At 63.8% G+C, this 24,311-nt stretch carries 23 protein-coding genes; 17 read left to right on the top strand and 6 right to left on the bottom strand.

From position 1 onward, the window contains the following. The first annotated feature begins 2 nt into the window (after positions 1–2). From hisD to hisIE, 5 genes are read left to right on the top strand one after another with little or no spacing between them, the layout of a single operon-like run. Positions 3–1,898: a histidinol dehydrogenase gene (hisD, locus tag ACN0X9_RS02440; protein WP_417486048.1), complete on the top strand. Its 1,896-nt coding sequence runs from the start codon at positions 3–5 to the stop codon at positions 1,896–1,898. Next, positions 1,898–2,494 (top strand): imidazole glycerol phosphate synthase subunit HisH, encoded by a 597-nt coding sequence (hisH, locus tag ACN0X9_RS02435; RefSeq protein ID WP_417486047.1) that lies wholly within the window; start codon positions 1,898–1,900, stop codon positions 2,492–2,494. Before hisD ends, hisH begins: the two co-directional genes overlap by 1 nt. Further along, positions 2,491–3,225: a 1-(5-phosphoribosyl)-5-[(5-phosphoribosylamino)methylideneamino]imidazole-4-carboxamide isomerase gene (gene hisA, locus ACN0X9_RS02430; protein ID WP_417486046.1), complete on the top strand. Its 735-nt coding sequence runs from the start codon at positions 2,491–2,493 to the stop codon at positions 3,223–3,225. The genes hisH and hisA overlap by 4 nt, the downstream gene beginning before the upstream one ends. Continuing rightward, positions 3,207–3,974 carry an imidazole glycerol phosphate synthase subunit HisF gene (gene hisF / locus ACN0X9_RS02425; protein ID WP_417486045.1) on the top strand — a complete coding sequence of 256 codons (768 nt, stop codon included), beginning with the start codon at positions 3,207–3,209 and terminating at the stop codon, positions 3,972–3,974. Before hisA ends, hisF begins: the two co-directional genes overlap by 19 nt. Further along, on the top strand, positions 3,971–4,597 hold the full coding sequence (gene hisIE, locus ACN0X9_RS02420; RefSeq protein WP_417486044.1) for a bifunctional phosphoribosyl-AMP cyclohydrolase/phosphoribosyl-ATP diphosphatase HisIE: 627 nt from the start codon (positions 3,971–3,973) through the stop codon (positions 4,595–4,597). Before hisF ends, hisIE begins: the two co-directional genes overlap by 4 nt. A gap of 17 nt (positions 4,598–4,614) precedes the next feature. Here hisIE and ACN0X9_RS02415 read toward each other — a convergent pair whose 3' ends face one another. Then, the gene (locus ACN0X9_RS02415) at positions 4,615–5,304 is read right to left on the bottom strand and encodes a LytTR family DNA-binding domain-containing protein (RefSeq protein WP_417486043.1); all 690 of its coding nucleotides are present in this window, start codon (positions 5,302–5,304) and stop codon (positions 4,615–4,617) included. A 198-nt stretch (positions 5,305–5,502) separates the two neighbouring features. Here ACN0X9_RS02415 and ACN0X9_RS02410 point away from each other — a divergent pair, with 198 nt between their 5' ends. Further along, the gene (locus ACN0X9_RS02410) at positions 5,503–6,030 is read left to right on the top strand and encodes a DUF4440 domain-containing protein (RefSeq protein WP_417486042.1); all 528 of its coding nucleotides are present in this window, start codon (positions 5,503–5,505) and stop codon (positions 6,028–6,030) included. Between the two features lie 116 nt (positions 6,031–6,146). Here the strand turns inward: ACN0X9_RS02410 and hutC are convergent, their stop codons facing one another. Together hutC and ACN0X9_RS02400 are read right to left on the bottom strand one after the other, a co-directional pair. Beyond that, positions 6,147–6,899: a histidine utilization repressor gene (hutC, locus tag ACN0X9_RS02405; RefSeq protein ID WP_417486041.1), complete on the bottom strand. Its 753-nt coding sequence runs from the start codon at positions 6,897–6,899 to the stop codon at positions 6,147–6,149. Then, positions 6,896–8,269 carry a formimidoylglutamate deiminase gene (locus ACN0X9_RS02400; protein ID WP_417486040.1) on the bottom strand — a complete coding sequence of 458 codons (1,374 nt, stop codon included), beginning with the start codon at positions 8,267–8,269 and terminating at the stop codon, positions 6,896–6,898. The genes hutC and ACN0X9_RS02400 overlap by 4 nt, the downstream gene beginning before the upstream one ends. Positions 8,270–8,355: 86 nt before the next feature. Here ACN0X9_RS02400 and hutI point away from each other — a divergent pair, with 86 nt between their 5' ends. The 4 genes from hutI to hutU are packed head-to-tail and all read left to right on the top strand — an operon-like array spanning position 8,356 to position 13,576. Continuing rightward, positions 8,356–9,564 carry an imidazolonepropionase gene (gene hutI, locus ACN0X9_RS02395; protein WP_417486181.1) on the top strand — a complete coding sequence of 403 codons (1,209 nt, stop codon included), beginning with the start codon at positions 8,356–8,358 and terminating at the stop codon, positions 9,562–9,564. Positions 9,565–9,569: 5 nt separating this feature from the next. After that, a complete protein-coding gene (hutH, locus tag ACN0X9_RS02390; protein WP_417486180.1) occupies positions 9,570–11,093 on the top strand; it encodes a histidine ammonia-lyase in 1,524 nt (507 codons plus the stop codon). Then, positions 11,093–11,905 carry an N-formylglutamate deformylase gene (gene hutG / locus ACN0X9_RS02385; protein ID WP_417486039.1) on the top strand — a complete coding sequence of 271 codons (813 nt, stop codon included), beginning with the start codon at positions 11,093–11,095 and terminating at the stop codon, positions 11,903–11,905. Before hutH ends, hutG begins: the two co-directional genes overlap by 1 nt. Continuing rightward, entirely contained in the window at positions 11,906–13,576 is a 1,671-nt protein-coding gene (gene hutU, locus ACN0X9_RS02380) for a urocanate hydratase (protein WP_417486038.1), read from the top strand. Here the strand turns inward: hutU and ACN0X9_RS02375 are convergent. Beyond that, positions 13,573–13,971: a hypothetical protein gene (locus tag ACN0X9_RS02375; protein WP_417486037.1), complete on the bottom strand. Its 399-nt coding sequence runs from the start codon at positions 13,969–13,971 to the stop codon at positions 13,573–13,575. The two genes, hutU and ACN0X9_RS02375, sit on opposite strands and share 4 nt — an antisense overlap. Positions 13,972–14,308: 337 nt before the next feature. Next, positions 14,309–14,959 carry a hypothetical protein gene (locus ACN0X9_RS02370; protein WP_417486036.1) on the bottom strand — a complete coding sequence of 217 codons (651 nt, stop codon included), beginning with the start codon at positions 14,957–14,959 and terminating at the stop codon, positions 14,309–14,311. A 269-nt stretch (positions 14,960–15,228) separates the two neighbouring features. Between ACN0X9_RS02370 and ACN0X9_RS02365 the strand changes: the two genes are divergently transcribed. From ACN0X9_RS02365 to ACN0X9_RS02335, 7 genes are all read left to right on the top strand, one after another. Beyond that, on the top strand, positions 15,229–16,431 hold the full coding sequence (locus tag ACN0X9_RS02365; RefSeq protein ID WP_417486035.1) for a glycine C-acetyltransferase: 1,203 nt from the start codon (positions 15,229–15,231) through the stop codon (positions 16,429–16,431). An 88-nt stretch (positions 16,432–16,519) separates the two neighbouring features. Then, positions 16,520–17,953 (top strand): amidohydrolase family protein, encoded by a 1,434-nt coding sequence (locus tag ACN0X9_RS02360; RefSeq protein WP_417486034.1) that lies wholly within the window; start codon positions 16,520–16,522, stop codon positions 17,951–17,953. Between the two features lie 145 nt (positions 17,954–18,098). Next, positions 18,099–19,277, top strand: coding sequence for a hypothetical protein (locus tag ACN0X9_RS02355; protein ID WP_417486033.1), 1,179 nt, complete (start codon positions 18,099–18,101; stop codon positions 19,275–19,277). 148 nt (positions 19,278–19,425) lie between these two features. Further along, positions 19,426–20,535 carry an NAD(P)/FAD-dependent oxidoreductase gene (locus tag ACN0X9_RS02350; RefSeq protein ID WP_417486032.1) on the top strand — a complete coding sequence of 370 codons (1,110 nt, stop codon included), beginning with the start codon at positions 19,426–19,428 and terminating at the stop codon, positions 20,533–20,535. Positions 20,536–20,579: 44 nt separating this feature from the next. Continuing rightward, positions 20,580–21,419, top strand: coding sequence for a hypothetical protein (locus ACN0X9_RS02345; RefSeq protein ID WP_417486031.1), 840 nt, complete (start codon positions 20,580–20,582; stop codon positions 21,417–21,419). Continuing rightward, complete coding sequence (gene tdh / locus ACN0X9_RS02340) at positions 21,416–22,444, top strand: L-threonine 3-dehydrogenase (RefSeq protein WP_417486030.1); 1,029 nt, start codon at positions 21,416–21,418, stop codon at positions 22,442–22,444. Before ACN0X9_RS02345 ends, tdh begins: the two co-directional genes overlap by 4 nt. Before the next feature lie 40 nt (positions 22,445–22,484). After that, complete coding sequence (locus tag ACN0X9_RS02335) at positions 22,485–23,153, top strand: nitroreductase family protein (RefSeq protein ID WP_417486179.1); 669 nt, start codon at positions 22,485–22,487, stop codon at positions 23,151–23,153. Between the two features lie 529 nt (positions 23,154–23,682). Here the strand turns inward: ACN0X9_RS02335 and ACN0X9_RS02330 are convergent. Continuing rightward, positions 23,683–24,006 carry a hypothetical protein gene (locus tag ACN0X9_RS02330; RefSeq protein WP_417486029.1) on the bottom strand — a complete coding sequence of 108 codons (324 nt, stop codon included), beginning with the start codon at positions 24,004–24,006 and terminating at the stop codon, positions 23,683–23,685. Between the last annotated feature and the right edge of the window lie 305 nt (positions 24,007–24,311).

Raw genomic sequence — 24,311 nt, 5'->3', positions numbered from 1 at the left:
CCATGCTCGACATTCTCAACTGGACCGACGCGTCTCCCGAAGCGCGGACGCGAGCGCTGACCCGTCCGGCCAGCAATTCCTCAGCCGGCCCGGCGGCGCGCGATATCGTCAATGCCATTCGTGATCAGGGCGAGGCGGCCGTGAGGGCCTATGCCAAGCGCCTCGACGGGTACGCCCCGGATGATTTTCGCGTGTCGGCGGCTGAGCTCAAAGCCGCCCGGGCGGCGCTCGATCCGCTCGATGCTGAAGCCATCAAGGCCGCCGCCGATGCCGTTCGGCGGTTTCACGTCCAGCAGGGCTATCGGGGATACAGTGTCGAGACGTGGCCCGGCGTAACGGCCTCGCGTCGGGCGACACCGGTCGACACGGCGGCGCTCTATGTGCCGGCCGGCTCCGCGCCGCTGGTTTCCTCGCTGATCATGCTGGCGGTTCCCGCCCAGCTGGCCGGGGTTCCGCGGATTGTAGTAGTTGCGCCGCCGGCCGGAGATGGCGGCGTCAATCCGGCGCTGCTGGCCGCTGCGGACCTGTTGGGGCTGGACGAAGTTTATGCCATCGGCGGTGCGCAAGCGATTGCGGCGCTCTCTTTCGGTGCTGCCGGACTGCCGCGAGCCGACAAGATTTTCGGGCCGGGCAATGCCTATGTCGCTGCGGCGAAAGCCTATGTCAGCAGCCTGCCGGGCGGCCCGGCCGTCGATCTTCCGGCGGGGCCGAGTGAGGTCATGGTGATCGCCGATGAGACGGCAGACCCGGATCTCGTCGCCAGTGACCTCTTGAGCCAGGCCGAGCATGATCCCTCCGCCCAGGTGATGCTGGTCTGTTTTGACGCCGCAACGGCGGATCGGGTGACCGCATCCGTCGCCAAGCTGCTCGAAGACCTGCCCCGCGCGGCGATCGCCCGCGAGGCCCTCGCCGCGTCTGCCATCCTGGTTTGCGACAGCGTTGATGATGCCATTGACATCGCCAACAGCTACGCCCCGGAACACCTGATCCTGCAGGCCGAGTCGGCCGAGCGCCTGCTCGTCGGTGTGCGTCACGCCGGTTCGATCTTCGTTGGTGCCTGGACGCCTGAAGCGGCCGGCGATTATGCCGCCGGGCCCAACCACACCCTGCCCACAGCCGGTGCGGCCCGGGCCCATGGCGGCGTGTCGGTGGAAAGCTTCCAGAAGACCACCACCATCCTGCGTGCCAGCGAGGCCGGCGCCGTCGCCATGGCACCGACGGTCGAACGCCTGGCGGCGCTCGAACAACTCGACGCACACGGCCTCGCCATGCGACTGCGGCGCGAGCGTGCCAGTGCGGGCGATTCCGCGCCGCTTGCCGGTCCGCGTGCCGGCACCAAACGACGCAAGACCAAGGAGACCGATGTCACGGTCACCGTCAATCTGGACCGCGACGGACCGATCCGCATTGCCACAGGCATCGGCTATTTCGACCACATGCTGGACCAGGTCGCCCGTCATGGCGGTTTTGCCCTGGATGTCGTGGTCGAGGGTGATCTGGAGATCGACGGGCACCACACCATTGAAGATGTCTGCCTGACCTTCGGTGAGGCCCTGCGCGCTTCTCTGGGCGACAAGCGCGGACTGGGCCGGTTCGGCTTCGAACTGCCAATGGATGAAAGCCGTGCGGCGGCCTGGATCGACCTGTCCGGTCGTCCTTTCGCGAAGTTCGAGGGTGAGATTCCCGGTGAGTCCGTCGGTGAATTCCCGGTCGAGATGACGGCCCACGCCTTCCGCTCGATCGCGGAAAGTCTCGGCGCGGCGATCCACGTCAAGGTCGAAGGCGAGAACGCTCACCACATGGTCGAGGGCTGTTTCAAGGCCTTCGGGCGCGCTCTGCGACAGGCCTTGCGCGTCGAGGGCAACGCCCTGCCGTCAACCAAGGGCATGTTGGCGTGATGATTGGCTTGATCGATACCGGCTGCGCCAACCTGGCCTCGGTGCGCTTTGCCCTGGAACGGGCCGGGCTGGCCTATCAGGTGGCGAAAGGCCCGGACGGGCTTGCCGATTGTGACCGCCTGATCCTGCCCGGCGTCGGAGCGGCCGGACCGGCCATGGCGCAATTGCGGGCGCGAGGATGGGATACTGCTTTGAAAGCCGAAGCGCGCCCGGTCCTGGGCATTTGCCTGGGCATGCAGCTTCTGTTCGATCGTTCGAGCGAGGGTGATGTGGAGGGTCTGGGCCTGATCCCGGGACGGATTGAAAAACTGCCGCCGCCGGATGATGGGGTTTGGCCCCACATGGGCTGGAACACGCTGGATTTTACGCCGGGCGAAGAACCGCTTCTGGCCGGTGTCGAGGCGGGTGCCCATGTCTATTTCGTGCACGGGTACTTCTCGCCGGTGGGGTCCTTTACGCGGGCGAGCTCCCGGTATGGCGGTGAAATTTCCGCGGTTGTTCGCAAGGGCAATGTCGCGGGCTGCCAGTTCCATCCAGAGCGTTCCGGCGTTGTCGGTGCGAGAATTCTTACAAACTTTGCAACGGGTTCGACATGATTCTTTATCCAGCAATTGACCTGTTGGACGGCCGTGTCGTGCGCCTGCACAAGGGCGCCTTCAATGCCGTGACCGACTATGGCGATGACCCCATGCGCGTTGCTGAACAGTTCGGCGAGGCGGGAGCGGTCTGGGTCCATATCGTCGATCTCAGCGGTGCCCGTGACGGAGCCCGCCGCCAGGGCGCGCTGATCCGCTCGCTGTGCGAGACCGGTCTGCGTGTCCAGACCGGCGGCGGCGTACGCTCGGCCGAGGATATCGAGGACTTGCTGGCGGCCGGTGTCGAGCGGGTGATCATCGGCTCACTGGCGGTCACGGATCCCGATCGGGTCGCCGGCTGGTTGCAGAACTATGGTGGTGACCGGATCACGCTGGCGCTTGATGTGCGCCAGATCGGAGGCCAATACCGTCCGGCCCTGAAAGGCTGGACCGACATGGCTGATACCACGCTGGACGATGTGATCACCGCCTATGAGGGCAGCGGTCTTGGCCATGCGCTGGTTACCGATATCGGCCGTGATGGCGATCTGTCGGGCCCCAATATCGCTCTCTACAAGCGACTGGTGACGGACTATCCGGCGATCGACTGGCAGGCCTCCGGTGGCGTGTCCTCACTCGATGACCTTCTCGCGGCGCAGGCGGCCGGTGCAGCGGGCGCCATCACCGGCAAGGCCTTGTATGAAGGCCATTTTACCGTCGGGGAGGCGATCGCATGCTTGCGCGACGCATAATTCCCTGTCTCGACGTGCGCGACGGTCGCGTGGTCAAGGGCGTACGTTTCCGCGACCATGAGGATGTCGGTGACATTGTCGATCTGGCCCGGCGCTATGCCGGCGAGGGGGCGGATGAGCTGGTCTTCTACGACATCGCTGCCAGCGCCCGGGGGCGGACGGTGGAGCCGGAATGGGTCAGCGCCGTCGCCCGCGAGCTCGATATTCCCTTCTGTGTCGCGGGCGGGATCCGTTCGGTCGACGATGCCCGGGCTCGTCTGTTTGCCGGCGCCGACAAAATTTCGGTCAATACGCCGGCGCTCGAGGACCCGGCGATCATTGACCGGCTCGCCGCCGAGTTTGGCAGCCAGTGTGTGGTACTGGGCGTCGACAGCCGCATCATCGAGGGTGCCTGGCGGGTCCACCAATATACCGGCGATCCGGACAAGAGTTTTGCCGGTCACCGCCGCACGCTCGACTGGATTGGCGAGGGCGTCGACCGCGGCGCCGGCGAGGTCGTGCTCAATTGCATGGACCAGGATGGCGTGCGCGACGGCTATGACATCGAGCAATTGGAGGCGGCACGCGCCGTGTGTTCCACACCTTTGATCGCTTCAGGCGGCGCCGGACGGAAAGAGCACTTCAAATCCGTGTTCGAACTTGCCAAGGTCGATGGTGCGCTGGCCGCCAGCGTGTTTCACAAGGGGGTCATCGAGATCGGGCAGTTGAAGTCCTGGCTTGATGGTGAAGGAATCAGGGTCAGACCATGATTGATGAAAAGACGCTCGACTGGAAAAAGGGCGATGGCCTGATCCCGGCGATCATCCAGGACGCGGCCACCCGGCAGGTATTGATGCTGGGCTATATGAATGCCGAGGCCTTGGCCAAGACGATCAAGAGCGGCAAGGTCCACTTCTTCTCGCGCTCCAAGCAGCGCCTGTGGAAGAAGGGTGAGACCTCCGGCAACACGTTCAAACTGGTCGACCTTGCTGCCGATTGCGACAGCGACGCGCTGCTCGTCGAGGTCAAGCCGAAGGGCGCTGCCTGCCACACGGGTACGGTGAGTTGCTTCGGTGATGACCCGGGGCCGGGCCTTGGCTTTCTCGCTCATTTGCGCGCCATCATCCGCAAGCGCAAGAAGGACAAGACCAAGGGCTCTTATGTCGGCAGCCTGATGGCAAAGGCGCCCAAGCGCCCGGCCCAGAAAGTCGGCGAAGAGGGCGTCGAGGTGGCCATGGCCGCGGTGTCCGAGAGCAAGGAAGCTTTGGCCGGTGAAGCCGCCGATCTGCTTTTCCACCTGATGGTGCTGCTGGAATCGCGCGAGCTGGGGCTGGAAGATGTCGTCGAGGTGCTACGCAACCGCCACGCTGTGCGGGCGTCAAAACCGGCCTGAGGCGGCAGCGCTTCTGCTCAGATCAGGCCTCGCGCTCGCACCAACGTCCTGCATGACCGGCTGACAGGCACCTGCGTGCCATCGCTCAAAACCAGTCGCAGATCACGACCGTCCCGCTTGCAGGTTTCGATCGCCCGGTCTGCGACCCACCAAGATCGGTGGGGAGCAAAGCCAAGCAGATCATTGCCCGACTTCAAATCCGCCAGACGGCCCCGGATGAAACGACGTCCGCCCTCGGTGGTGATCTCGAGATAGTGGTCCTGTGACCGGACATAGAGTGTTTCCGGCCCGATGGCGCCGCGGGCCTGTGTGGCGTCGTCGGCACTCGGGGCGGGGCGTGCCCCGGTGTCCAGGTGCCGCCGCTCCCAGGCGAAGCGCAGAAACAGGACGAACCCCGCGACAACCATCACAGGGGCGCCCACAAAGGGGATGAATTCGATCCAGGGGTCGGCGGCCCGCGGCAAAAGGGGTGTCGACTTCAAGAGATGAAGTTCGACCGCGATGACGGGAATCGCGACCAGGACTGCGCCGAGGGTCGACAGCCAGGCGCCGGCCGGGCTGGCCGGTGTGACGCGGGCAAGTCCGCGCTCCAGTATGGCGGGCTGGAAGACAACCAAGGCGGTCGCAAACATCCAGAACACGACGCGATGAAGCAGGCCGAATTCATCCGTGTCATAGGCGCCGCTCACGACGAAGGTTGATGTCATGAACAGCCAGACTCCGCAGAGCAGTCCGACATCCCGGTGCCAGAGGGAGGGTGTTTTCGCGGCCGACCCGGGACCATTCGCGTTAAAAAGCGACATTTCGCGACGTCAACCTCGCTTCGGGACGGGGGGACAGGCATGCGGACCGAAGACCGCCGTGATGGCTGTCAACGTAACCGATACCCTGAAAGGACGACAAACATGTTCAACAGATTTGCCTTGATACCCCTGGCCATCGCCGTGCTCGCACTCCCCATGGAAGCGCAGGCCCAGGAGCGACGCGATATCCCGGTCTACCGGGAAATCGGATTTGAATCCGGGTCTGTGCAGCGAGAGGAACTGCTCAGCTTCCTGAGTGCGTATCGCCAGGCCTGGAGTGAAGAGGACACCGATGCCTTCATCGCGTTGCATGCTGACGATACCGAGTGGATCAATGCTTATGCCCGCATGTTCATCGACGCCCCCTCTCTCGCCGAGTTTCTCGAGCACCGGCTGTTTCCTGCCTTCGGCCCCGGTGTTTCACGGACTGAAGCCGAGAATATGGAACTGATCTCGATGCGAGTGCTCGGCGACGAGGCCGCTGTCCTGCATCTCTACACGGACGGCAATCGCGGTCCCTCGGCGATTGTGGGCCGTTTACTGCGTCGCACCCATTTCCACCTGGTGTTGGCTCGTGACGTAGACGGCTGGAAAGTGGCTCATACAGCCATCATGGACGCTCGGGACTGATCGCCCGGGCAGGGCCTCACTCGGCCCTGCATTGACCCACGCCCGGCGTCATGGCGGCGGGCCTGTCGAGACAGGTCATGGCTTGGGGGCGATGCGGGGCCGATACCGATCCGGACTCAAGGCGTCGGGCTGTGCTGGGGCGCAAAGCGTTCGCTCATTACATGCCGGTCGCCCGGGTGGGTGAGGCGGGCGAGGGTGACGACGTCGTCGCCCTGGAAGGTACGACGTTCAAGGACCAGGCAGGCGGCACCCGGCTCGATGCCGAGATTGGCGGCGAGCGTGGGGTCGGCATTGATGGCGGAGACCGTGTGTTCGGCTTCGGTCCATGGAGTCTGCCTCAGCAGCCAGCCGCCAGGGCCTTCGGCGGAAAAGTCGGTCTGGGCGACATCCGGCAACAAGGCGAGATTGATCCAGCGTTCCTCCAGTTCGACCGGTTGGCCGTCAGCCGTATGCAGACAGCGCACATGTTGCACGCGTGCACCGGACAGGAGGCGCATCTGGCGGGCAATATCGTCGCTTGCCGGAACGGTTTGATTGTCCAGGCACTGATAGCCATAACGCTGACCGCGCGCGGGAATGGCGCTGGCCATGTCGATGATTTTCAGGAGCGCTGCCGGAGCGTCCGGTTGGGCCACGAAACTTCCGGCGCGGCGCTTTCGGATCACCAGCCCGTCCTCGGTGAGTGCGCGCAAAGCCCGGCTGACCGTCATCCGCGCGGTCCCGAAATGAGCGCAGAGATCGGCTTCCGACGGCAGGCGATCGCCAGGCGCCCAGCTGCCGCTACGGATGCGGGACAGGATGGCCTGGCGGATCTGGTCATAGACCGGACCTTCGCCATCCAGTTTCAGCTGGTCGCGCCAGTCGGTCATGCCGTCCAGTCCGCCATGATGGTTTTCAGGGTCGTTTCATAGCGTCTGGCAACTGTCTCACGGCAGGTGGAGCGACCATCCTGAACGCGCGCGATGCCACCGACATGGACGCTGCGCACCTGCCGCGCATCGCCGGCGAACAGCCAGCTGTCGATCAGCTTATCGCCGGAACGTCCGGCGAGGACCGGGTGCCGGTCGTCCAACTCGACAAGGTCGGCGCGCTGCCCGACGGCGATGCGACCAGTGGCCTGCCCGATCGCCTGCGCGCCGCCCTGGCAGGCTGCATCGAACAGGTGTCGACCTGTGCTGGCACCGGGGGCGGAGAGGACATTGCGTTCGCGCCGCGTCAGACGCTGGCCGTATTCCAGCAGGCGCAGCTCTTCGGCCAGGTCGATGCGGATATGGCTGTCCGAGCCGATGCCGATGCGGCCGCCGGCGGCGAGATAGTCCACCGCCGGAAACAGCCCGTCTCCCAGGCTGGCTTCGGTCATCGGACACAGGCCCGCGACTGCGCCGCTGGCGGCCAGATCACGGGTCTCACCAGCGTCCATGTGAGTGGCATGGACCAGGCACCAGCTGTCATTGACCGGTTGCCGGTCCAGGAGATGGCGAACAGGGCGGGCGCCGGTGGCGTCGATGCAGGCGTCGACCTCGCCAGTCTGCTCGGCAATGTGGATATGGACCGGGCCGCCCTCGGCGAGCGGCAGGATCGCGTGGATATCGTCCATGGAAGCGGCGCGCAGCGAGTGGGGCGCGATGCCGACGGTGGCGTGTGGCAGCTGGTCGGCATGGTGGCGCGCCCGCTCGACGAGCGTCGCGTAGAGATCGGGACCGGAGATGAAACGGCGCTGGCCCGGCGTCGCCGCAGCCTGATTGAAGCCCGACCAGCGATAGAAGACCGGCAACAGGGTCAGCGCGATGCCGGTCGTGTCGGCGGCGGCGCAGATCCGGGCAGCCATCTCGCCGGGATCGTCATGAGGTGTGCCGTCGGGCGTGTGGTGCAGATAGTGGAACTCGCCGACCGCGGTGAATCCTGCCTCCAGCATTTCCACCTGTACCATGGCCGCGATCGCCTCCACGGCGTCGGGGTCGAGTCGGTCGAGGAAGCGGTACATGACCTCGCGCCAGGACCAGAAACTGTCCGTGCCCGGGCCGCGCCGTTCCGACAGTCCGGCCATGGCGCGCTGGAAAGCGTGCGAATGCAGGTTGGCCATGCCCGGCAGGACCGTGCCCAGGCGTGTATCGCCTTGCTGTGCTGGCTCGCCAACGATCAGGTTTGTGATTGTACCGTCGGGACCGACGCCCAGTCGGACATCCCTGGTCCAGCCATCGGGCAGAAGCGCGCAAGCGAGATGAAAATCAGCGGACACGGTGTCTCCCGGCTGGACAGACTCGAAAAGCGGGATTTATTGTATAGACAATTAGCCGCTTGCAAAGTCCCCGGGAGCCCATGCCGATGCAATTCGACCGCCTGCTGACCGAAGCCCGACTGGCGACGATGGTCGCTGGAGATGGCGGCTATGGCGTCATCGAAAAGGCGGCACTGGGCATCAAGGACGGGCGAATCGCCTGGATCGGTCCGATGTCCGAGATCCCGGGCGAGGCTCGGGAAACCGAACGCCTGGCCAGCCGTTGGGTGACACCGGCGCTGATCGATTGTCACACCCACCTGGTCTTCGCCGGTGATCGCTCTGACGAGTTCGAGCGTCGTCTGGGCGGGGAGAGTTATGAGAGCATTTCGCGGTCGGGTGGCGGCATTGCGCGCTCTGTCGAGGCAACCCGCGCGGCGGGCGCGGCCGAGCTGGCGGCGGGGGCGCTGACGCGGATCGATGCCTTGGCACAGGAAGGTGTCGGCACAGTCGAGATCAAGTCCGGCTACGGGCTGACACGGGAGAGCGAGCGCACCATGTTGCGCGCCGCGCGTGGCGTTGAACGGGCCTCGGGCATGCGAGTCTCGGCGACCTTGCTTGCCGCCCACGCCGTGCCGCCGGAATTCAAGGGTGAGAGCGGCCGCTATATCGACGAGGTCTGCATCCCGTTGATCCGCGAAGCGGCCCGCGACGGTCTCGCGGACGCGGTCGACGCCTATTGCGAGGGGATCGCTTTCTCGCCGGAAGAAACGCGTCGTCTCTTCATTGCCGCCAAGGCCGCAGGCCTGCCAGTCAAGCTTCATGCCGACCAATTGTCCGATACCGGCGGTGCCAAGCTGGTCGCCGAGTTCGGCGGCCTGTCGGCCGACCATATCGAATACACCAATGCTGAAGGTATCGCCGCGATGGCCAAGGCCGGCACGGTTGGTGTGTTGCTGCCGGGCGCCTTCTACGCCTTGAGCGAGACGAAGAAACCGCCCGTCGAGGCAATGCGGGCCGCGGGCGTCGACATGGCGGTGGCCACGGACGCCAATCCCGGCACCTCGCCGCTGGTATCCTTGCTGACTGCCGCCAACATGGCTTGCATCCTGTTTAGTCTGACCTTGCCGGAAGCCTTTGCCGGAATGACCCGAAATGCCGCGCGGGCGCTCGGCCTGCAGGACGAGATCGGTACGCTGGAGGTTGGCAAGGCCGCTGACCTCGCCATCTGGGACGTCGAACGGCCCGCAGAAATCATCCAATGGATCGGACGCCGGCCACTGCATGGCCGCATCCTCGCAGGAGAATGGCAGTGACAGTTGTGACCACTGTGACCATCAAACCCGGCGCCATGGCGCTGGCCGACTGGGCGAAGATCTGGCGCGGTGCGGGTATCCGGATCGATGCCGCTGCCAAGGCCGATGTTGACGCGGCGGCAGCCCCGGTTGATCGTCTGATCGCTTCGGGCAAGGCGGTCTATGGCCTCAATACCGGCTTCGGCAAGCTGGCCCAGACCCGTATCGCCGATGACGAGCTGGCGACCTTGCAGGAACGCCTGGTCCTGTCCCATGCAGCGGGGATCGGAGACGCACTGGACAGCCGCATCGTACGCCTGGTCATGGCGCTCAAACTGGCGAGCCTGGGGCGTGGGGCCTCCGGTATCCGCTGGACCACGATCGAGGCCATGCAGGCCATGCTGGATGCGGACGTGCTGCCGGTCATCCCGTCGCAAGGCTCGGTCGGCGCATCCGGCGATCTGGCACCGCTGGCGCATATGTCGGCCGCCCTGATCGGGGCCGGGGATGTCACGGTGAATGGCGAGCGCATGCCGGCCCGCGAGGGTCTGGCCACGGCAGGACTGAAACCGGTCGAGCTCGGCCCCAAGGAAGGCCTCGCCCTCCTGAACGGAACCCAGACCTCAACCGCGCTGGCGCTGGCAGGCCTGTTCGAGGTCGACGCGGGCTTTCAGGCGGCGCTGGTTTCCGGCGCGCTCAGTGTCGATGCCGCCAAGGGGTCGGTCGCGCCATTTGACCCACGCATCCACGCCCTGCGCGGTCATCCCGGCCAGATCGATGTCGCGGCGGCACTGCGGGGATTGCTCGACGGCTCGGGCGTTTTGGAAAGCCATGTCAGCTGCGAGAAAATCCAGGATCCATACTGCCTGCGCTGCCAGCCGCAGGTCATGGGTGCGGTGCTCGACCTGCTGCGCCAGGCCGGGGCGGTATTGGAGCGCGAAGCCAATGCGGTGACCGACAATCCGCTGATTTTCACCGACACCGACGAAGCCATTTCCGGCGGCAATTTCCACGCCGAGCCCGTCGCCTTCGCCGCTGATCAGATCGCCATGGCGGCCTGCGAAATCGGCTCGATCTGCGAGCGCCGCATCGCGCTTTTGACCGACCCGGCGGTATCAGGTCTGCCGGCCTTCCTGACGCCCAATCCGGGCATCAATTCCGGCTTCATGATCGCCCACGTGACGGCGGCGGCGCTGGTCTCGGAGAACAAGCAGAAAGCCTATCCGGCCTCGGTCGACAGCATTCCCACCAGCGCCAACCAGGAAGACCATGTTTCCATGGCGACCCATGGCGCTTTGCGCATGCTGAAGATGGCCGAGAACCTCCATGCGGTGGTCGGGATCGAACTTTTGTGCGGAGCCCAAGGGACGGATTTCCATGCCGGGCTGACATCCTCGCCGGTGCTGGAAACGGCCAAGGCGAGATTGCGCCAGACGGTTCCCGCCTATGGCGATGACCGCTATTTTGCCACCGATATCGCCAATGCGCGCGATCTGGTGGCGGGCAGGGGGCTTGTCGCGGATGCGGGCACGCTTCCCGGGATTGCCTGATGGACGTTTTCACGCTCAAACGCGGCGAGTCGCCGCTCGTTGTTTCCATGCCGCATTCCGGCACGGCCCTGGCGCCGGGACTGGCAGAGCGCTTGAGCGAGCCGGCGGGCGGCCTGCCGGATACGGACTGGCACATTCCGGAACTCTACGACTTCCTTGACGGCATGGGCGCGACGATCATCCGCGCCAACTACTCGCGCTACGTCATCGATCTCAATCGCGACCCGACGGGCTCCTCGCTCTATCCCGGCCAGGCGACGACGGATCTGGTGCCGACGACGCTGTTTGACGGCACGCCGATCTACAAGGATGGCGATGCGCCGGATGATGACGAGATCGAGCAGCGGCGGACCGATTATTACGACCCCTACCACCGTGCCCTGACCGAGACGCTGATGGCGACCCGGATGGAGCATGGCTATGCCCTGCTCTGGGATGCCCATTCCATCGCGTCCGAAGTCCCGCGCCTTTTCGAGGGTGTGCTGCCGGATCTCAATCTGGGCACCAATGGCGGCGAGAGTTGCGACCGGATGATCGAGCGTTGGGCGGTCAAGGCGATGATGGATCACGAGGAATACGCCTCCATCGTCAACGGCCGCTTCAAGGGCGGTTTTATCACCCGCGCCTTCGGCCGTCCGAGCCAGAATATCCACGCCCTGCAAATGGAACTCGCCCAATCCGCCTATATGAGCGAGGCGCCGCCCTGGACGCTGGACACGGCCAAGGCTGACCAGCTGCGCGCGGCCCTCAAGGACGTCATGAAAGCCGCGCTCGACGCGGCGAAAAGTCTCTATTCCGGAGAGGTGAAGTAAATGACCCAGACCCGCCGCGACAATTCCCGCATCATCCGCGCCAAGCATGGCTCCAAGCTCGACGCCACCCATTGGGCTGCCGAGGCGCCCTTGCGCATGTTGATGAACAATCTCGACCCCGACGTGGCCGAGAAGCCGGAAGAGCTGGTCGTCTATGGCGGGATCGGTCGGGCGGCGCGCGACTGGGAAAGCTATGACCGCATCGTCGCGACGCTGAAACGCCTGAAGGAAGACGAGACCCTGCTGGTCCAGTCCGGCAAGCCGGTTGGGGTCTTCCGCACCCACAAGGATGCCCCGCGGGTTTTGATCGCCAATTCCAATCTCGTGCCCAACTGGGCCAATTGGGATCATTTCCGCGAGCTCGATAAGAAGGGCCTGATGATGTACGGCCAGATGACGGCCGGCTCGTGGATCTATATCGGCTCGCAAGGCATCGTTCAGGGCACCTATGAGACTTTCGTCGAGGCCGGTCGCCAGCATTATGGCGGAGACCTGACCGGCAAGTGGATCCTGACCGGCGGGCTTGGCGGCATGGGCGGCGCCCAGCCGCTCGCTGCGACCATGGCGGGTGCCTCCATGCTGGCGGTGGAATGCCAGCCGAGCCGGATCGAAATGCGGCTGAAGACCGGCTATCTCGACAAGAGCGCTACCACGCTGGATGAGGCGCTGGAGATCATCAATGCGGCCTGTGCCAGGGGCGAGGCGGTCTCGGTCGGCCTGCTCGGCAATGCGGCCGAGGTCTTCCCGGAACTGGTGAAACGCGGCGTGAAGCCGGACATGGTCACTGACCAGACCTCGGCCCACGACCCGGCCAATGGCTATCTGCCCGCTGGGTGGAGCCTCGCCGAATGGGACGAAAAACGCGAGAGCGATCCCGCCGCTGTCGAAGCCGCCGCGAAAGCCTCCATGGCCGAGCAGGTCAAGGCGATGCTGGCCTTTTGGGAGCAGGGCATCCCGACGCTCGACTACGGCAATAATATCCGCCAGATGGCCTTTGATGAGGGCGTTACCAATGCCTTCGATTTCCCCGGTTTCGTGCCGGCCTATATCCGCCCGCTCTTCTGCCGCGGCATTGGCCCTTTCCGCTGGGCGGCGCTGTCCGGCGATCCGGAAGACATCTACAAGACCGACGCCAAGGTCAAAGAACTGATCCCGGACAATCCGCATCTTCACCGCTGGCTCGACATGGCGCGTGAGCGCATCCACTTCCAGGGCCTGCCGGCGCGCATCTGCTGGGTCGGCCTAGGCGAGCGCCACAAGCTGGGCCTGGCGTTCAACGAGATGGTGAAGAATGGCGAACTCTCCGCCCCCGTCGTGATCGGCCGCGACCATCTCGACTCAGGCTCGGTCGCCAGCCCCAATCGCGAAACCGAAGCCATGATGGACGGTTCCGACGCCGTCGCCGACTGGCCCCTCCTCAACGCGCTATTGAACACCGCCTCCGGCGCCACCTGGGTGTCCTTGCACCATGGCGGCGGGGTCGGCATGGGCTACTCAATGCACTCCGGCCAGGTCGTCCTCGCCGACGGCACCGAAGACGCTGCCGCCCGCGTTGGCCGCGTGCTGTGGAATGACCCGGCGACCGGTGTGATGCGTCATGCCGATGCGGGCTATGAGATCGCCAAGGATTGCGCGCGGGAGCAGGGGCTGGATCTGCCGAGCGTGGATTAGGTGGATTGAAGCAAAGCCCGGCCCGGCGAACCGAGATAACGGTCTCGGGACGTCTTCCCTGAAGAGCTGGTCACGGCGACTGTGAAATGCCTGCCCTGCACTGGGTCGGTGCCGAACCGAACCGTCAGTTCCTTGAACTCATCAACCGAGCACCCGTGTTTGTCGCACAGCCGCTTCAATCCTTGCGGTCCGCGCGCGATTATACGGGCGAGCCCTGCGCTTACTGGTGATCCTGTCGACGTCCCCGCGAGAAAGTCCACGGTTATTTGCCCTTCGGGAGCGCTAGCAGCCTCGTCGAAGAGATAGATTTCGTACTCGCCGAGCAACAAGCTGATTCCGGAGGCGTAGGAGTCCGCAAGATTGTGGGCAATGGATTTCAAAGTGCGGAACTTCATTTTCGGGACCTTCATCAATCCGTTCTGCTGTCAGTGGGCCGTACGGGCTTATCCGGGTCAAGGGCTTAGGACTTGGAGGTTTGGCGTCGATTGGTATCGCGAAGGACAGCGCGCGCGAGCAGGGGCTGGATTTGCCGTCGATCTAGCGGCTTTCCTCCCCATTCCATGGGGAAGTGGGCCGACCCATTTTTCCCGGAAGCGCGTCAGCGCTATCCGGGACCAACGGGATGCTCATCGCTTGTGAAGACGTGCGGTCGGTCCCGGCTCTCCAACCGGCTTTCGCCGGTTTGCGGCCGGGAAAAATGGGTTTCGCGGGTCCATTTTCACCCGCAATTTGTCATCCCGGCGGCGGTGCCGTCGCCAGCGCGAGGCCGACGATGTAGAGCACATTGATCCCGATCCCGATCAGGCTGGCGGCTGTGACCTTGCGCTGGCGGATCAGGTCGTAAACCGGTACGGCCAGCAGGAAGGCCAACCACATCGGCAGGACCAGAAAGACGTCCAGCTGGAGAATAAAGGTTATCCGCGTGAAGGCAGGGAACATCAGGGCGAGGCCGGCGAACAGCATGAAGCGCTTGTGCAGGGCGGCCTTGGCCCGGTTGAGCAGGGCCGCGCCATAAAAGACCAGGAAGACAGCGGCATTGGCGCTGTTGGCGATCAGGATGGTGTTGTCGCCGGTGCGAACCAGATTCTCCCAGGAGATATAAAGGCCCGTCCCCAGCATGATCGGCACCAGCGCCAGGCTGCTGACCCCCAGTGTCTTGTGCAAACCGTAATTGCGGCGCGCGATCAGCGTGGTCTGTAGCACCATCAAAGCGAACCAGAGCCCCATCGAGACCGCATGCACATGCATGTGCGGGAGCAGGGGTGGCAGCTCATCGCCATTGATCAGCGCGTGCAGTGGAAAGGCCGTCACGACAATCGCGAACAGCGCCAGTGCATAGAAAAAGAAAAACCGCTCCCCGCGCGCTTTCCCGGTCGTGCTCATGATGTCGCCCTCCCCAGCGCCGGGCAAAGGTGCGAGGCGGGGCGGGTGGTGTCAATCCAATGTCCAGCTTTACGTGGAAAAGGCGGGATGTGCGGGAGGGAAAAATGGGTTTCGTGTGTCCATATTCACCCGCCATTTGTCATCCCGGCTCTGCGCCCTGCTTTTGCGGGGCAGGAGCCTGCGCCCGCGAAAGCGGGTGGCCGGGATGACAAGTTTGAGGCAGGGCAATAGAAGGTGGGCCAACACAGACTCACCCTTGGGAGCCCTCCATGTCTGACGCCTTCTACGCCCACCTGTCCGACGAGTTGAAGCAGATCGACGCGGACGGGCTGTACAAGCGCGAACGCATCATCACCTCGCAGCAATTCTCCGAGATTGATGTGACGGCGGACGGGGCGTCCAGCCATGTGATCAATTTCTGCGCCAACAACTATCTCGGCCTGGCCAATCGTCCCGAATTGATCGAGGCCGCCAAATCGACGCTCGACAGTCATGGTTTTGGTGTCGCTTCGGTGCGCTTCATTTGCGGCACGCAGGACCTGCACAAGCAGCTGGAAGCCAAGGTCGCGGCCTTTGCCGGCTGCGAGGATGCGATCCTTTATGCGGCCGCCTTTGACGCCAATGGAGGCGTGTTCGAGCCGCTTCTGGGGCCGGAGGATGCGATCATCTCGGACGCGCTCAACCATGCCTCGATCATTGATGGCGTGCGCCTGTGCAAGGCCAAGCGCTATCGCTATGCCAATTCCGACATGAGTGATCTCGAGACCCAGCTGAAACAGGCCCGGGCCGATGGCGCGCGGCATATCCTGATTGTCACCGATGGCGTGTTCTCGATGGATGGCTATATCGCCGACCTCAAATCCATCGTCCGGCTGGCCAAGCAGTATGACGCGCTGACCATGGTCGATGATTGCCATGCGCATGGCTTCATGGGTGTGAAGGGACGCGGCACGCCGGAGCATTGCGGGGTTCTCGGCGAGATCGACATCATTACCGGCACGTTCGGCAAGGCGCTGGGCGGGGCGATGGGCGGTTTCACCGCGGCGCGCAAGGAAATCATCGACATGCTGCGCCAGCGCTCGCGGCCCTATCTGTTCTCCAATTCACTGGCGCCCGCCATCGCCGGCGCGTCCCTGAAGGCGCTCGACATGGTCGCCGAGGGCGATGCCTTGCGCGCCCGCCTGTTCGACAATGCCAAACGCTTCCGCACCGGCATGAGCGAGGCCGGGTTCGACCTTTTGCCGGGCGAGCATCCGATCATTCCCGTCATGCTCGGCGATGCCAAGCTGGCCCAGGAGATGGCGTCGAGACTGATGGGTGAAGGCGTCTATGTGATCGGCTTCTTCTTCCCCGTCGTGCCCAAGGGCAAGGCCCGGATCCGTACCCAGATGAGCGCGGCGCATACGCCAGAGCAGATAGATCGCGCTGTGGCAGCCTTCACCAAGGTGGGCAAGGAGCTGGGGGTTATCTAGGCGCGACGCGACCGCTCCGGTGGACAAAAAATGCCTCTGGCCTGGCTCATCGGATTTGCAGGCGACAAAAGGCAGAGAAAAGGAAAGTGTGGCTGTGAAGGGTTTGCTGTTTGCGACAATTCTTGTGGGCTTCGGACTGGCCGGGTGCACGTCGGAGCGCGACGAACTCCTGATCGAAAATGTCGTGATCGTCTCCGCCGAGCGCGAGACGGCGTCGGACGCCATGAATGTCTTGATCCGTGACGGTGTCATTGCGGAGATTTCCGCCGAGCCGATTGCGGCCGACCGGTCGGTCATGCGCATTGAGGGCCATGGCCGCTTTTTGACGCCGGGCCTGATGGACAGTCACCACCATGTGGCTTTCGTGCCGGGCATGGGCGCGATCGGGGTTGCTCCGGCGCGTGATCATGAGGCGCTGGTCGACGCCTATATGGCGCAACAGCCGCGCAGCCTGCTCTATTACGGCGTGACGCAGATCCTCGATCCGGCGCCGCTTCTGGCCTGGCGCGATTTTGCCGCGATCAGCCAGAGGCCGGACCTGTTCCGATGCGGTGAAATCCCCAATGAGGAGACGGGCTATCCGATCAATCAGCGCGATGATGCGGATATGGTTTCGCTCTACCCGTATCGCATTACGGCGACCCAGACGCCGGAAATGGTGGTCGAGCGGATCGCGGCGGATGGTGCGATTTGCGTGAAAGTCTATCTGGAAGACGGTTTCGGCGCGGAGTCGGAATGGCCCCTCTATGACGCCGAAATCCTGGGCCGTATCCGCGATGCGGCGCACGCGCACGAGCTTCCCCTGCTCGCCCATGCCAATGCGATCGACATGTATCAGATCGCGCTTGATGCTGATGTTGATGTGCTGGCGCACGGCCTGTGGAATTGGCAATGGCCAGAGGGTGACCCGCCCGTCGCGGAAGTCCTGCAGCGCGTGCACGAGCAGGGTGTCGGCTATATGCCGACCCACCGCGTCATGGCGGGCCTGGGCGAACACTTGCTGCCGGCCCGGATGGATGCGCCTGAATACGCGGACATCGTCCCATCCGACCTGCTCGACTGGTATCGCGCAGGCGGTGCGGACTGGTTTGCTGATGAGCTGGCCGCCGATTTCCCGCCGGACATACCGCGAGACGAGATGGCGGCGATTTTCGGCTATGGCGTCGGGCGCGTTCAGCGCGCGACGGCCTTCCTCGAGCAGGCCGGGCATCCGCTGCTTCTGGCCAGCGATTGTCCCGGCAGCCCGACAAGCGCTAATCAACCCGGGCTGTGCACGCGGCTCGAGATCGAGAGCCTGGCGCAATCCGGCGTGTCGCCCGAGTCCGTGTTCCGGGCAGGGACCATCAATCCGGCGCGGCAATTCGGGCTTGAGGCGCGCTATGGCACGGTCGAAGTGGGCAAGGTCGCCAATCTGCTCTTGCTGGAAGCCAATCCCCGCCTTGATGTTGCCGCCTGGGACACCATCCAGACCATCATCCTGCATGGCGAGCCGCTTTCGCGCGATGATTTGAAAGCGCGATAGGGCCGGGACGCCACCCCATACAGTCCCCCTGACCTTTTCCCCAAACGCGCGTAGTGTCTCCCGGTCAGACTCGCTTTTTTGGCGAATTCTGCATCCGAATGATCGCTTGGGGGCATCACACGGGTAACGTGAACAGGGGACTGCCATGACGGATACCAGCGAACTGAAAGCCAGCAGCGCGCGTCCATCGGACGAGATGCTGCCTTTCCTGAACAATTTCCACGACATATTCACCACGATCGGGGTCTTGATCCTGCTCGGTGGTCTCGCTGTCGGTGCCGGCCAGGTGATGGCCGGGCTCGGCCTGGACGAGGGCGAGCAAGCCTTCCAGAACGCGCTGATGGCGCTGATCGGCGGCATCGCCGTCTTCATCTGGTTCCTGTCGGCCCTGCTGGTGGGCAAGCAGAGACGCATCCTGCCGGGCATCGTCCTGTCGAGTGTATTCGGTGTGGCGACGATGATCGTCCTGGTCTGGGGCTATGCGCAGTTTCTGATCCATGGCGCCGGTATCAGCGAACAGTCGTTCGAAGTAGCGGGTGACAGTGTCGACAACATGGAGTTCGGCCGCGAGGCGGTGATGATGGTGCTGGCGGAATTGCCGGTCTCGATCCGCTTCATGCCGGTCGTGTTCGGCCTCGCCTTCCTGTTGCCGGTGGCGGCCTATTATTTCAGCTATCGCCTGCCCTATGCGGGCGGGTTGATGGGGGTCGGCGTGGTGCTGACCGCTGTCATGACGCTGCTGGCCTTCGACCCCTACACGGTGATTGTCTGGGCGCCGACGATCAATGTCGCGGCCGGGGCATCGCTGCTGCTGGCCGGGATACTGTTCGACGCCCGGGATCCGGGCCGCGAGACGCGGTTGGCCGGTACCGCTTTCTGGCTGCATTTCTTCGCCGCGCCGGTCCTGCTGGGCGCCGTCCTCAACGTCACCCAGACCGGCTGGACCTTTCAGGAAAGTGACTTTGCCAATCCTGAAAACCTCAACCTGTTTGCCGCCATGGCGTCGAACAGTGCCGAAGCGACCCGCCTGGCCATCACGGCCCTGACCGTGATCGGGATTTTCGCCCTGGTCTCGCTGCTCATCAATCGTCGGGCGCTGATCGTGTCCGGCCTGGTGACGGCCGGTGTCTCCATCGGCATCATCGTCAATTCGGCCGGTCTCGGTGCCGGCGCGGTTGTCGCCGTCACCCTGCTAGTGCTGGGCGGTGTGGTCGTGGTGCTGGGCGCGGCGTGGAATCCGGTCCGCCGCATCCTGCTGCTGCCAATCCCGCAGGTCGGGCCGCTGGGCCGTATCTTCCCGCCGGTGAGTGCTGCTGAGGGCTGATCCTGCCAAAACGCTGAATTGAGAGCCGCCCGGTGCCCTGCGCCGGGCGGTTTTTCTTTTTGTGGCCTGGCTCGGCGGCCAGCCTCTTCCCGTGAGCCGGACTCATGCCAGTCTTGCGCTTTCGGCGTGCCGGGCTGGGAGAATGCGCATGGCCTTCGAGACAGATGCGATCATTGTCGGCGGCGGAGCGGTCGGCCTCGCGACGGCGCGGGCCTTTGCCCGAAGGGGCCATGAAACCGTTGTGCTGGAAGCGCAAAAGGCGATCGGCCAGGGCATTTCCTCGCGCAATTCCGAAGTCATCCATGGCGGGCTCTATTACCCGACCGGCTCTCTGAAAGCCCGCCTGTGCGTGGCCGGGCGATTGATGCTCTACGCCTTCCTCGAACATCACCATCTGCCGCACGAGAAATGCGGCAAGCTGGTTGTCGCCACCCAGCCACACGAAATCGAGCGGCTGGATGCCATTCTCGACCAGGCCAACACCAACCAGGTCGGTGGCATGCGACGCCTCAGTGGCGCCGAAGCACGGGCGCTCGAGCCGGAATTGCATGCTGAAGCAGCCTTGCTGTCGGAAGAAAGCGGCGTCATGGATGCGCACGCCTATATGGACGCGCTGGCCGGCGAGATTGCCGGCCATGGCGGCGCGATTGCCCTCAACACGCCCTTTGCCAGCGCCGAGGCGCTGCCCGGTGGCGGCTTTGTGGTCCGCACGGGCGGTGAACACGCGACCGAGGTCACGACCCGCTATCTGGTGATCGCGGCGGGACTGGGCGCCCAGGCGGCGGCGTCTGGCGTAGTTGGCTATCCGGCCGACCAGATCCCGGCGCTGCACTATGGCAAGGGCGTCTATTTCACCCTGTCCGGCAAGGCGCCGTTTTCCCGGCTCGTTTATCCGCTGCCGATACCGGGGGCCCTTGGCACACATTACCGACGTGATCTGGGCGGGCAGGCGCGGTTCGGACCCGATCTCAGCTTTGTCGATGGCGAAGACTACACGGTGGATCCGTCGCGGGCGGCCGCGTTCGAGGCGACTGCCCGGGGATTCTGGCCCGGCCTGCCGGATGGCGCCCTGATGCCGGACTATGCCGGTATCCGCCCGAAGCTGCATGGGCCGGGGCAGCCGCAACCGGATTTTCGGATGGACGGGCCGGATGTCCATGGACAGGCCGGTCTGATGACCCTGTTTGGCATTGAGAGTCCGGGCCTCACCGCGTCGCTGGCGATCGGGGAGACGGTGGCCGAGCGATTGACCGCTTGATCACGCCGAGCCGGGGTCCATTATGGCGGCAATCGGGGGATGTCATGACACTTTCACGCTGGGCCTTTGTGGCCACTCTTGTGCTGACGCTGGCCACGCTGGCCTTTCCTCTGGCGCTGTTCGGCAGCCCGCCGAACCTGGGCAGTGCGCCAATGGCGCCCGGTTTCCAGACACCCATACTGGCGCTGGAATTTGCCGAGGATATCGATGACATCGCTTTCCTGCGCGGAGACGACGCGGCCGCCTTGCGGGCCTGGCTGGTCAATGTCCAGTTCAAGGACTGGTTCTTCCCGGTTGCCTATGCCGGCATGGCGGCGGTGTTCTTTCTTGGCATGGCCTTGCGCGGACGCTTTCTGGCGGTGATCGGGATCGGCCTGGCGCTGGCGACCATTCCGGCCGACTGGCAGGAAAACGCCACCATCAACGGCATTCTCGCCGAGATCGAAAACCCGCTTTGCAGCGAGGACATCGAACCGGCGGATGGTCGCGATGATGTGGTCCTGCGCGATTGTCTTCCACGCGGCTATTTCGACGAGGCCAGTGCCGAGGCGGAACTGGTCTCCTATGCCTTTGACAGCTTCCTGCCGGTGCGGATCGAGATGCTGCGCATCGATACCTGGATCAAGTGGGGGCTGATCGCCGCCTATGCCGCCTGGCTGGCGGCGATGTTGTGGATGGACCGGCGCCGTATCCTGGCCATTCCGGCGGCCATTGGCGCGCTCGCCATCGCCGCAACCTGGATCAGCGGATCAAACGGGCATGTCGCTGAACTGATGGGCATACTGCTGATACCGATGATGCTGACTTTCCCCGTCGCCGCTGTGATGTATCTTCGCGACAAACCCGCCCAGACGGGAACGCCACAAGGTGAGGACGCTGCATGAAAGCCCTGGTCAAAGCCAAGCCGGAAGAAGGCATCTGGATGGAGGACGTGCCGGAGCCGCAAATCGGTCCGGATGATGTCCTGATCAAGATCAAACGCACCGCCATCTGCGGCACGGACATCCATATCTACAACTGGGATGACTGGGCGGCCAAGAATGTGCCGACGCCCATGGTGGTCGGCCATGAATATGCCGGCGAGATCGTCGATACGGGTTCGAACGTGACCCGGGTCAAGGTCGGCCAGCGTGTCTCCGGCGAAGGTCATGTGGTTGGCGTCACAAGCCGGGCTGCCCGCGCCGGACGTTTCCATCTCGACCCGGAAACCCGCGGCGTCGGCGTCAACATTCCCGGCGCCTTTGCTGAATACATGAAACTGCCGGCCTTCAATGTCGTGCCGCTGCCCGAGGATGTGCCCGACGAGATCGGCTCCATCCTCGATCCGCTCGGCAATGCGGTACACACAGCGCTGCAATTCGACATGATCGGCGAGGATGTGCTGATCACCGGCGCCGGCCCGATCGGCATCATGGCCGCCGCCATTGCACGCCATATCGGCGCCCGTCATGTCGTGCTGACCGATATCAACACCCACCGCCTGCACCTGGCCAGCCAGGTCGCGCCGAAGATCCGCACGGTCGATGTCTCGAAAGAGAAGATCGAGGATGTGGCCAAAGAGCTGGGCATGACCGAGGGCTTTGATGTCGGCCTGGAAATGTCCGGCGCGCCGCAGGCTTTCGGCTCGATGCTCAACAATATGGTGATGGGCGGCAAGGTCGCCATGCTCGGCCTGCCGTCCAAGCCGATCGAGGTCGATTTCGGCCAGCTCGTGCTCAAGGCGATCACGCTGAAGGGCATTTACGGCCGCGAAATGTTCGAGACCTGGTACAAGATGATCGCCATGCTTGAGAGCGGTCTCGACGTTTCGCGCATCATCACCCACCGCTACAAGGCCGATGAGTTCCAGAAGGGTTTCGACGCCATGCGGGCCGGCAAGTCCGGCAAGGTGGTTCTGGACTGGGATTGAGTGTGTCACCTCGCTTGGGCCGGGGAGGGTCCTGATGGGTATGGAAAAACGCGTACCGCTTGAAAATTATATTGAGTACCCGCAAGCCGAGATGCGCGATCGGGTCAGTCGTTTCACGCAGAATCTGCTGCGCCGCCGTACAGTTCGGGACTATTCCGACAAGCCGGTCGAGCGGGCGGTGATCGAACAGGCGATCATCGCCGCCGGTTCGGCCCCGTCAGGTGCCAATCACCAGCCCTGGCATTTCGTGGTCCTCACCGATGCCGACAAGCGTCGGGCGTTGCGCGAGGCGGCCGAGGCCGAGGAAGCGGCCTTCTACAATGGCAAGGCGCCGCAGGAATGGCTCGACGCGCTGGCGCCGCTGGGAACCGATGCCAGCAAGCCCTTCCTCGAGCATGCGCCGGTCCTGATCGCCGTCTTCGCCCAGAAGCGCGGCGGCGAGGAGATCGGCCAGGACAAGAAGAATTACTACATCCATGAAAGCGTCGGCATTGCCTGCGGTTTCCTGCTGGCAGCCCTGCACGAGGCCGGCCTGGTCACGCTGACCCACACGCCCAATCCGATGCGCTTCCTCAACGAGGTCTGCGAACGCCCGGCCGGCGAAAAACCCTACATGCTGATCGTCGGCGGCTATCCCGCCGAGGATGCGACCGTGCCGGAGCACGCCCTGGTCAAGAAGTCGCTGGACGAGATCTCGACCTGGCTTTGAGGCTGGAGACGAGCGGGGACAGGCATGACTAACGCGGCGCCGCGTTGATCGTACCGGCCCCCATTGGGGCTCCGTTGCTGACGCGTGCTGTGATCCAGTCGGTGATCAGGTCCAGCGCTGAAAGAAACAGGGATAGGCAACAATTTCAGTTAGTATAGAAGCGTCAAACCTGCCCAAAAATGGTGCCTGCCTCAATTTTTCCACATGGAGGCGAAATCGGCGCGCAGACTGAGGCCGTGCCCGAAGGGGAGCCCACGCGCGGCGACGGATCAAATGGTTTGTGCCCCAGTTTTTTTAGCGCCTTACACCAACCAGCGCCAAACCATCCATAGGGTGGCTATCACCACACCTATCAATCCACCGTCTACCGCTACCGCACTCGCTGCAGTCAATGCGGCCATTGGTGCGGTCACTTTGGGTTGAGCACCCCGTTCTTCCCTAACAATTATTACACGCAGCATGGCACGAATGCCGATAGACCCTAGCAACCACGCACTGCCGGAAGCGATCAGTATGATCAGGGGAAAGTTCATCCCTTAGCGATGTTCCACACCAGATTCGCAAGCCCCAGCACAAGGGCACCATACGCGGCCAATCGGGTATGTTTGTCGCGGTCGGTTTCATAGTTGCGTTGTTCGGCTTTGTGATCCGCCGCTTCGGCTTTGTCGTATTCGTCGATATAGGCCGCAATCTCGATAGCCGGGTATGAGCTTACGCTGTGTTTCAGGTCGAGCCGCACCTGCTCTTGTGTCGCGGCCTCCATCGCGTGTTTCAGCGCGCCTATTCCGTGTTGCTTGACGTATTCGTCGTAAGCCAGCCGCCGACTAGCTTTCTTCTCTTCCGCCGTCGCCATGCATACCCCTGTAATTGCTCACACGCACGCTACTACCCCCGGCCCGGCAATCGCAACGGCTGACACAACAAGCCCCACTCCACCACGAACGAAAAAATAGGGCCACACACCATTTATCTCGCCGCCAATAGGCGGGGACACGTACCGTTTACACGCGCGCCCTGCGTGGACCCATCCATAAATCCCATGTCAGCCAGCGGGCCGTATCGGGGTGTTGAGGTCAAGGGCGGCGCAGCCGGCGCTTCGCGGTTTCACCCTTGGGCTCAAGAACCGGATACGGCCTTCTCTCGGCAAGGGATTTATGG

Source organism: Maricaulis sp., assembly GCF_048268525.1.
Classification (GTDB): domain Bacteria; phylum Pseudomonadota; class Alphaproteobacteria; order Caulobacterales; family Maricaulaceae; genus Maricaulis.
Note: the sequence above shows the minus strand (reverse complement) of the source record. Positions and strands in the feature narration are given on the sequence as shown.

Coding starts and splice junctions, on each gene's coding strand:
- ACN0X9_RS02415 (WP_417486043.1), bottom strand. CDS start 5,304: ATGACATCAACCTTCGTCGTGAGCGGCGCCTATGACACGGATGAATTC.
- hisF (WP_417486045.1), top strand. CDS start 3,207: ATGCTTGCGCGACGCATAATTCCCTGTCTCGACGTGCGCGACGGTCGC.
- hutI (WP_417486181.1), top strand. CDS start 8,356: ATGCAATTCGACCGCCTGCTGACCGAAGCCCGACTGGCGACGATGGTC.
- hutU (WP_417486038.1), top strand. CDS start 11,906: ATGACCCAGACCCGCCGCGACAATTCCCGCATCATCCGCGCCAAGCAT.
- hisA (WP_417486046.1), top strand. CDS start 2,491: ATGATTCTTTATCCAGCAATTGACCTGTTGGACGGCCGTGTCGTGCGC.
- tdh (WP_417486030.1), top strand. CDS start 21,416: ATGAAAGCCCTGGTCAAAGCCAAGCCGGAAGAAGGCATCTGGATGGAG.
- ACN0X9_RS02355 (WP_417486033.1), top strand. CDS start 18,099: ATGACGGATACCAGCGAACTGAAAGCCAGCAGCGCGCGTCCATCGGAC.
- ACN0X9_RS02350 (WP_417486032.1), top strand. CDS start 19,426: ATGGCCTTCGAGACAGATGCGATCATTGTCGGCGGCGGAGCGGTCGGC.
- ACN0X9_RS02335 (WP_417486179.1), top strand. CDS start 22,485: ATGGAAAAACGCGTACCGCTTGAAAATTATATTGAGTACCCGCAAGCC.
- hutG (WP_417486039.1), top strand. CDS start 11,093: ATGGACGTTTTCACGCTCAAACGCGGCGAGTCGCCGCTCGTTGTTTCC.
- ACN0X9_RS02370 (WP_417486036.1), bottom strand. CDS start 14,959: ATGAGCACGACCGGGAAAGCGCGCGGGGAGCGGTTTTTCTTTTTCTAT.
- ACN0X9_RS02345 (WP_417486031.1), top strand. CDS start 20,580: ATGACACTTTCACGCTGGGCCTTTGTGGCCACTCTTGTGCTGACGCTG.
- hisD (WP_417486048.1), top strand. CDS start 3: ATGCTCGACATTCTCAACTGGACCGACGCGTCTCCCGAAGCGCGGACG.
- ACN0X9_RS02330 (WP_417486029.1), bottom strand. CDS start 24,006: ATGGCGACGGCGGAAGAGAAGAAAGCTAGTCGGCGGCTGGCTTACGAC.
- ACN0X9_RS02410 (WP_417486042.1), top strand. CDS start 5,503: ATGTTCAACAGATTTGCCTTGATACCCCTGGCCATCGCCGTGCTCGCA.
- ACN0X9_RS02365 (WP_417486035.1), top strand. CDS start 15,229: ATGTCTGACGCCTTCTACGCCCACCTGTCCGACGAGTTGAAGCAGATC.
- ACN0X9_RS02375 (WP_417486037.1), bottom strand. CDS start 13,971: ATGAAGTTCCGCACTTTGAAATCCATTGCCCACAATCTTGCGGACTCC.
- hutC (WP_417486041.1), bottom strand. CDS start 6,899: ATGACCGACTGGCGCGACCAGCTGAAACTGGATGGCGAAGGTCCGGTC.
- hisIE (WP_417486044.1), top strand. CDS start 3,971: ATGATTGATGAAAAGACGCTCGACTGGAAAAAGGGCGATGGCCTGATC.
- hisH (WP_417486047.1), top strand. CDS start 1,898: ATGATTGGCTTGATCGATACCGGCTGCGCCAACCTGGCCTCGGTGCGC.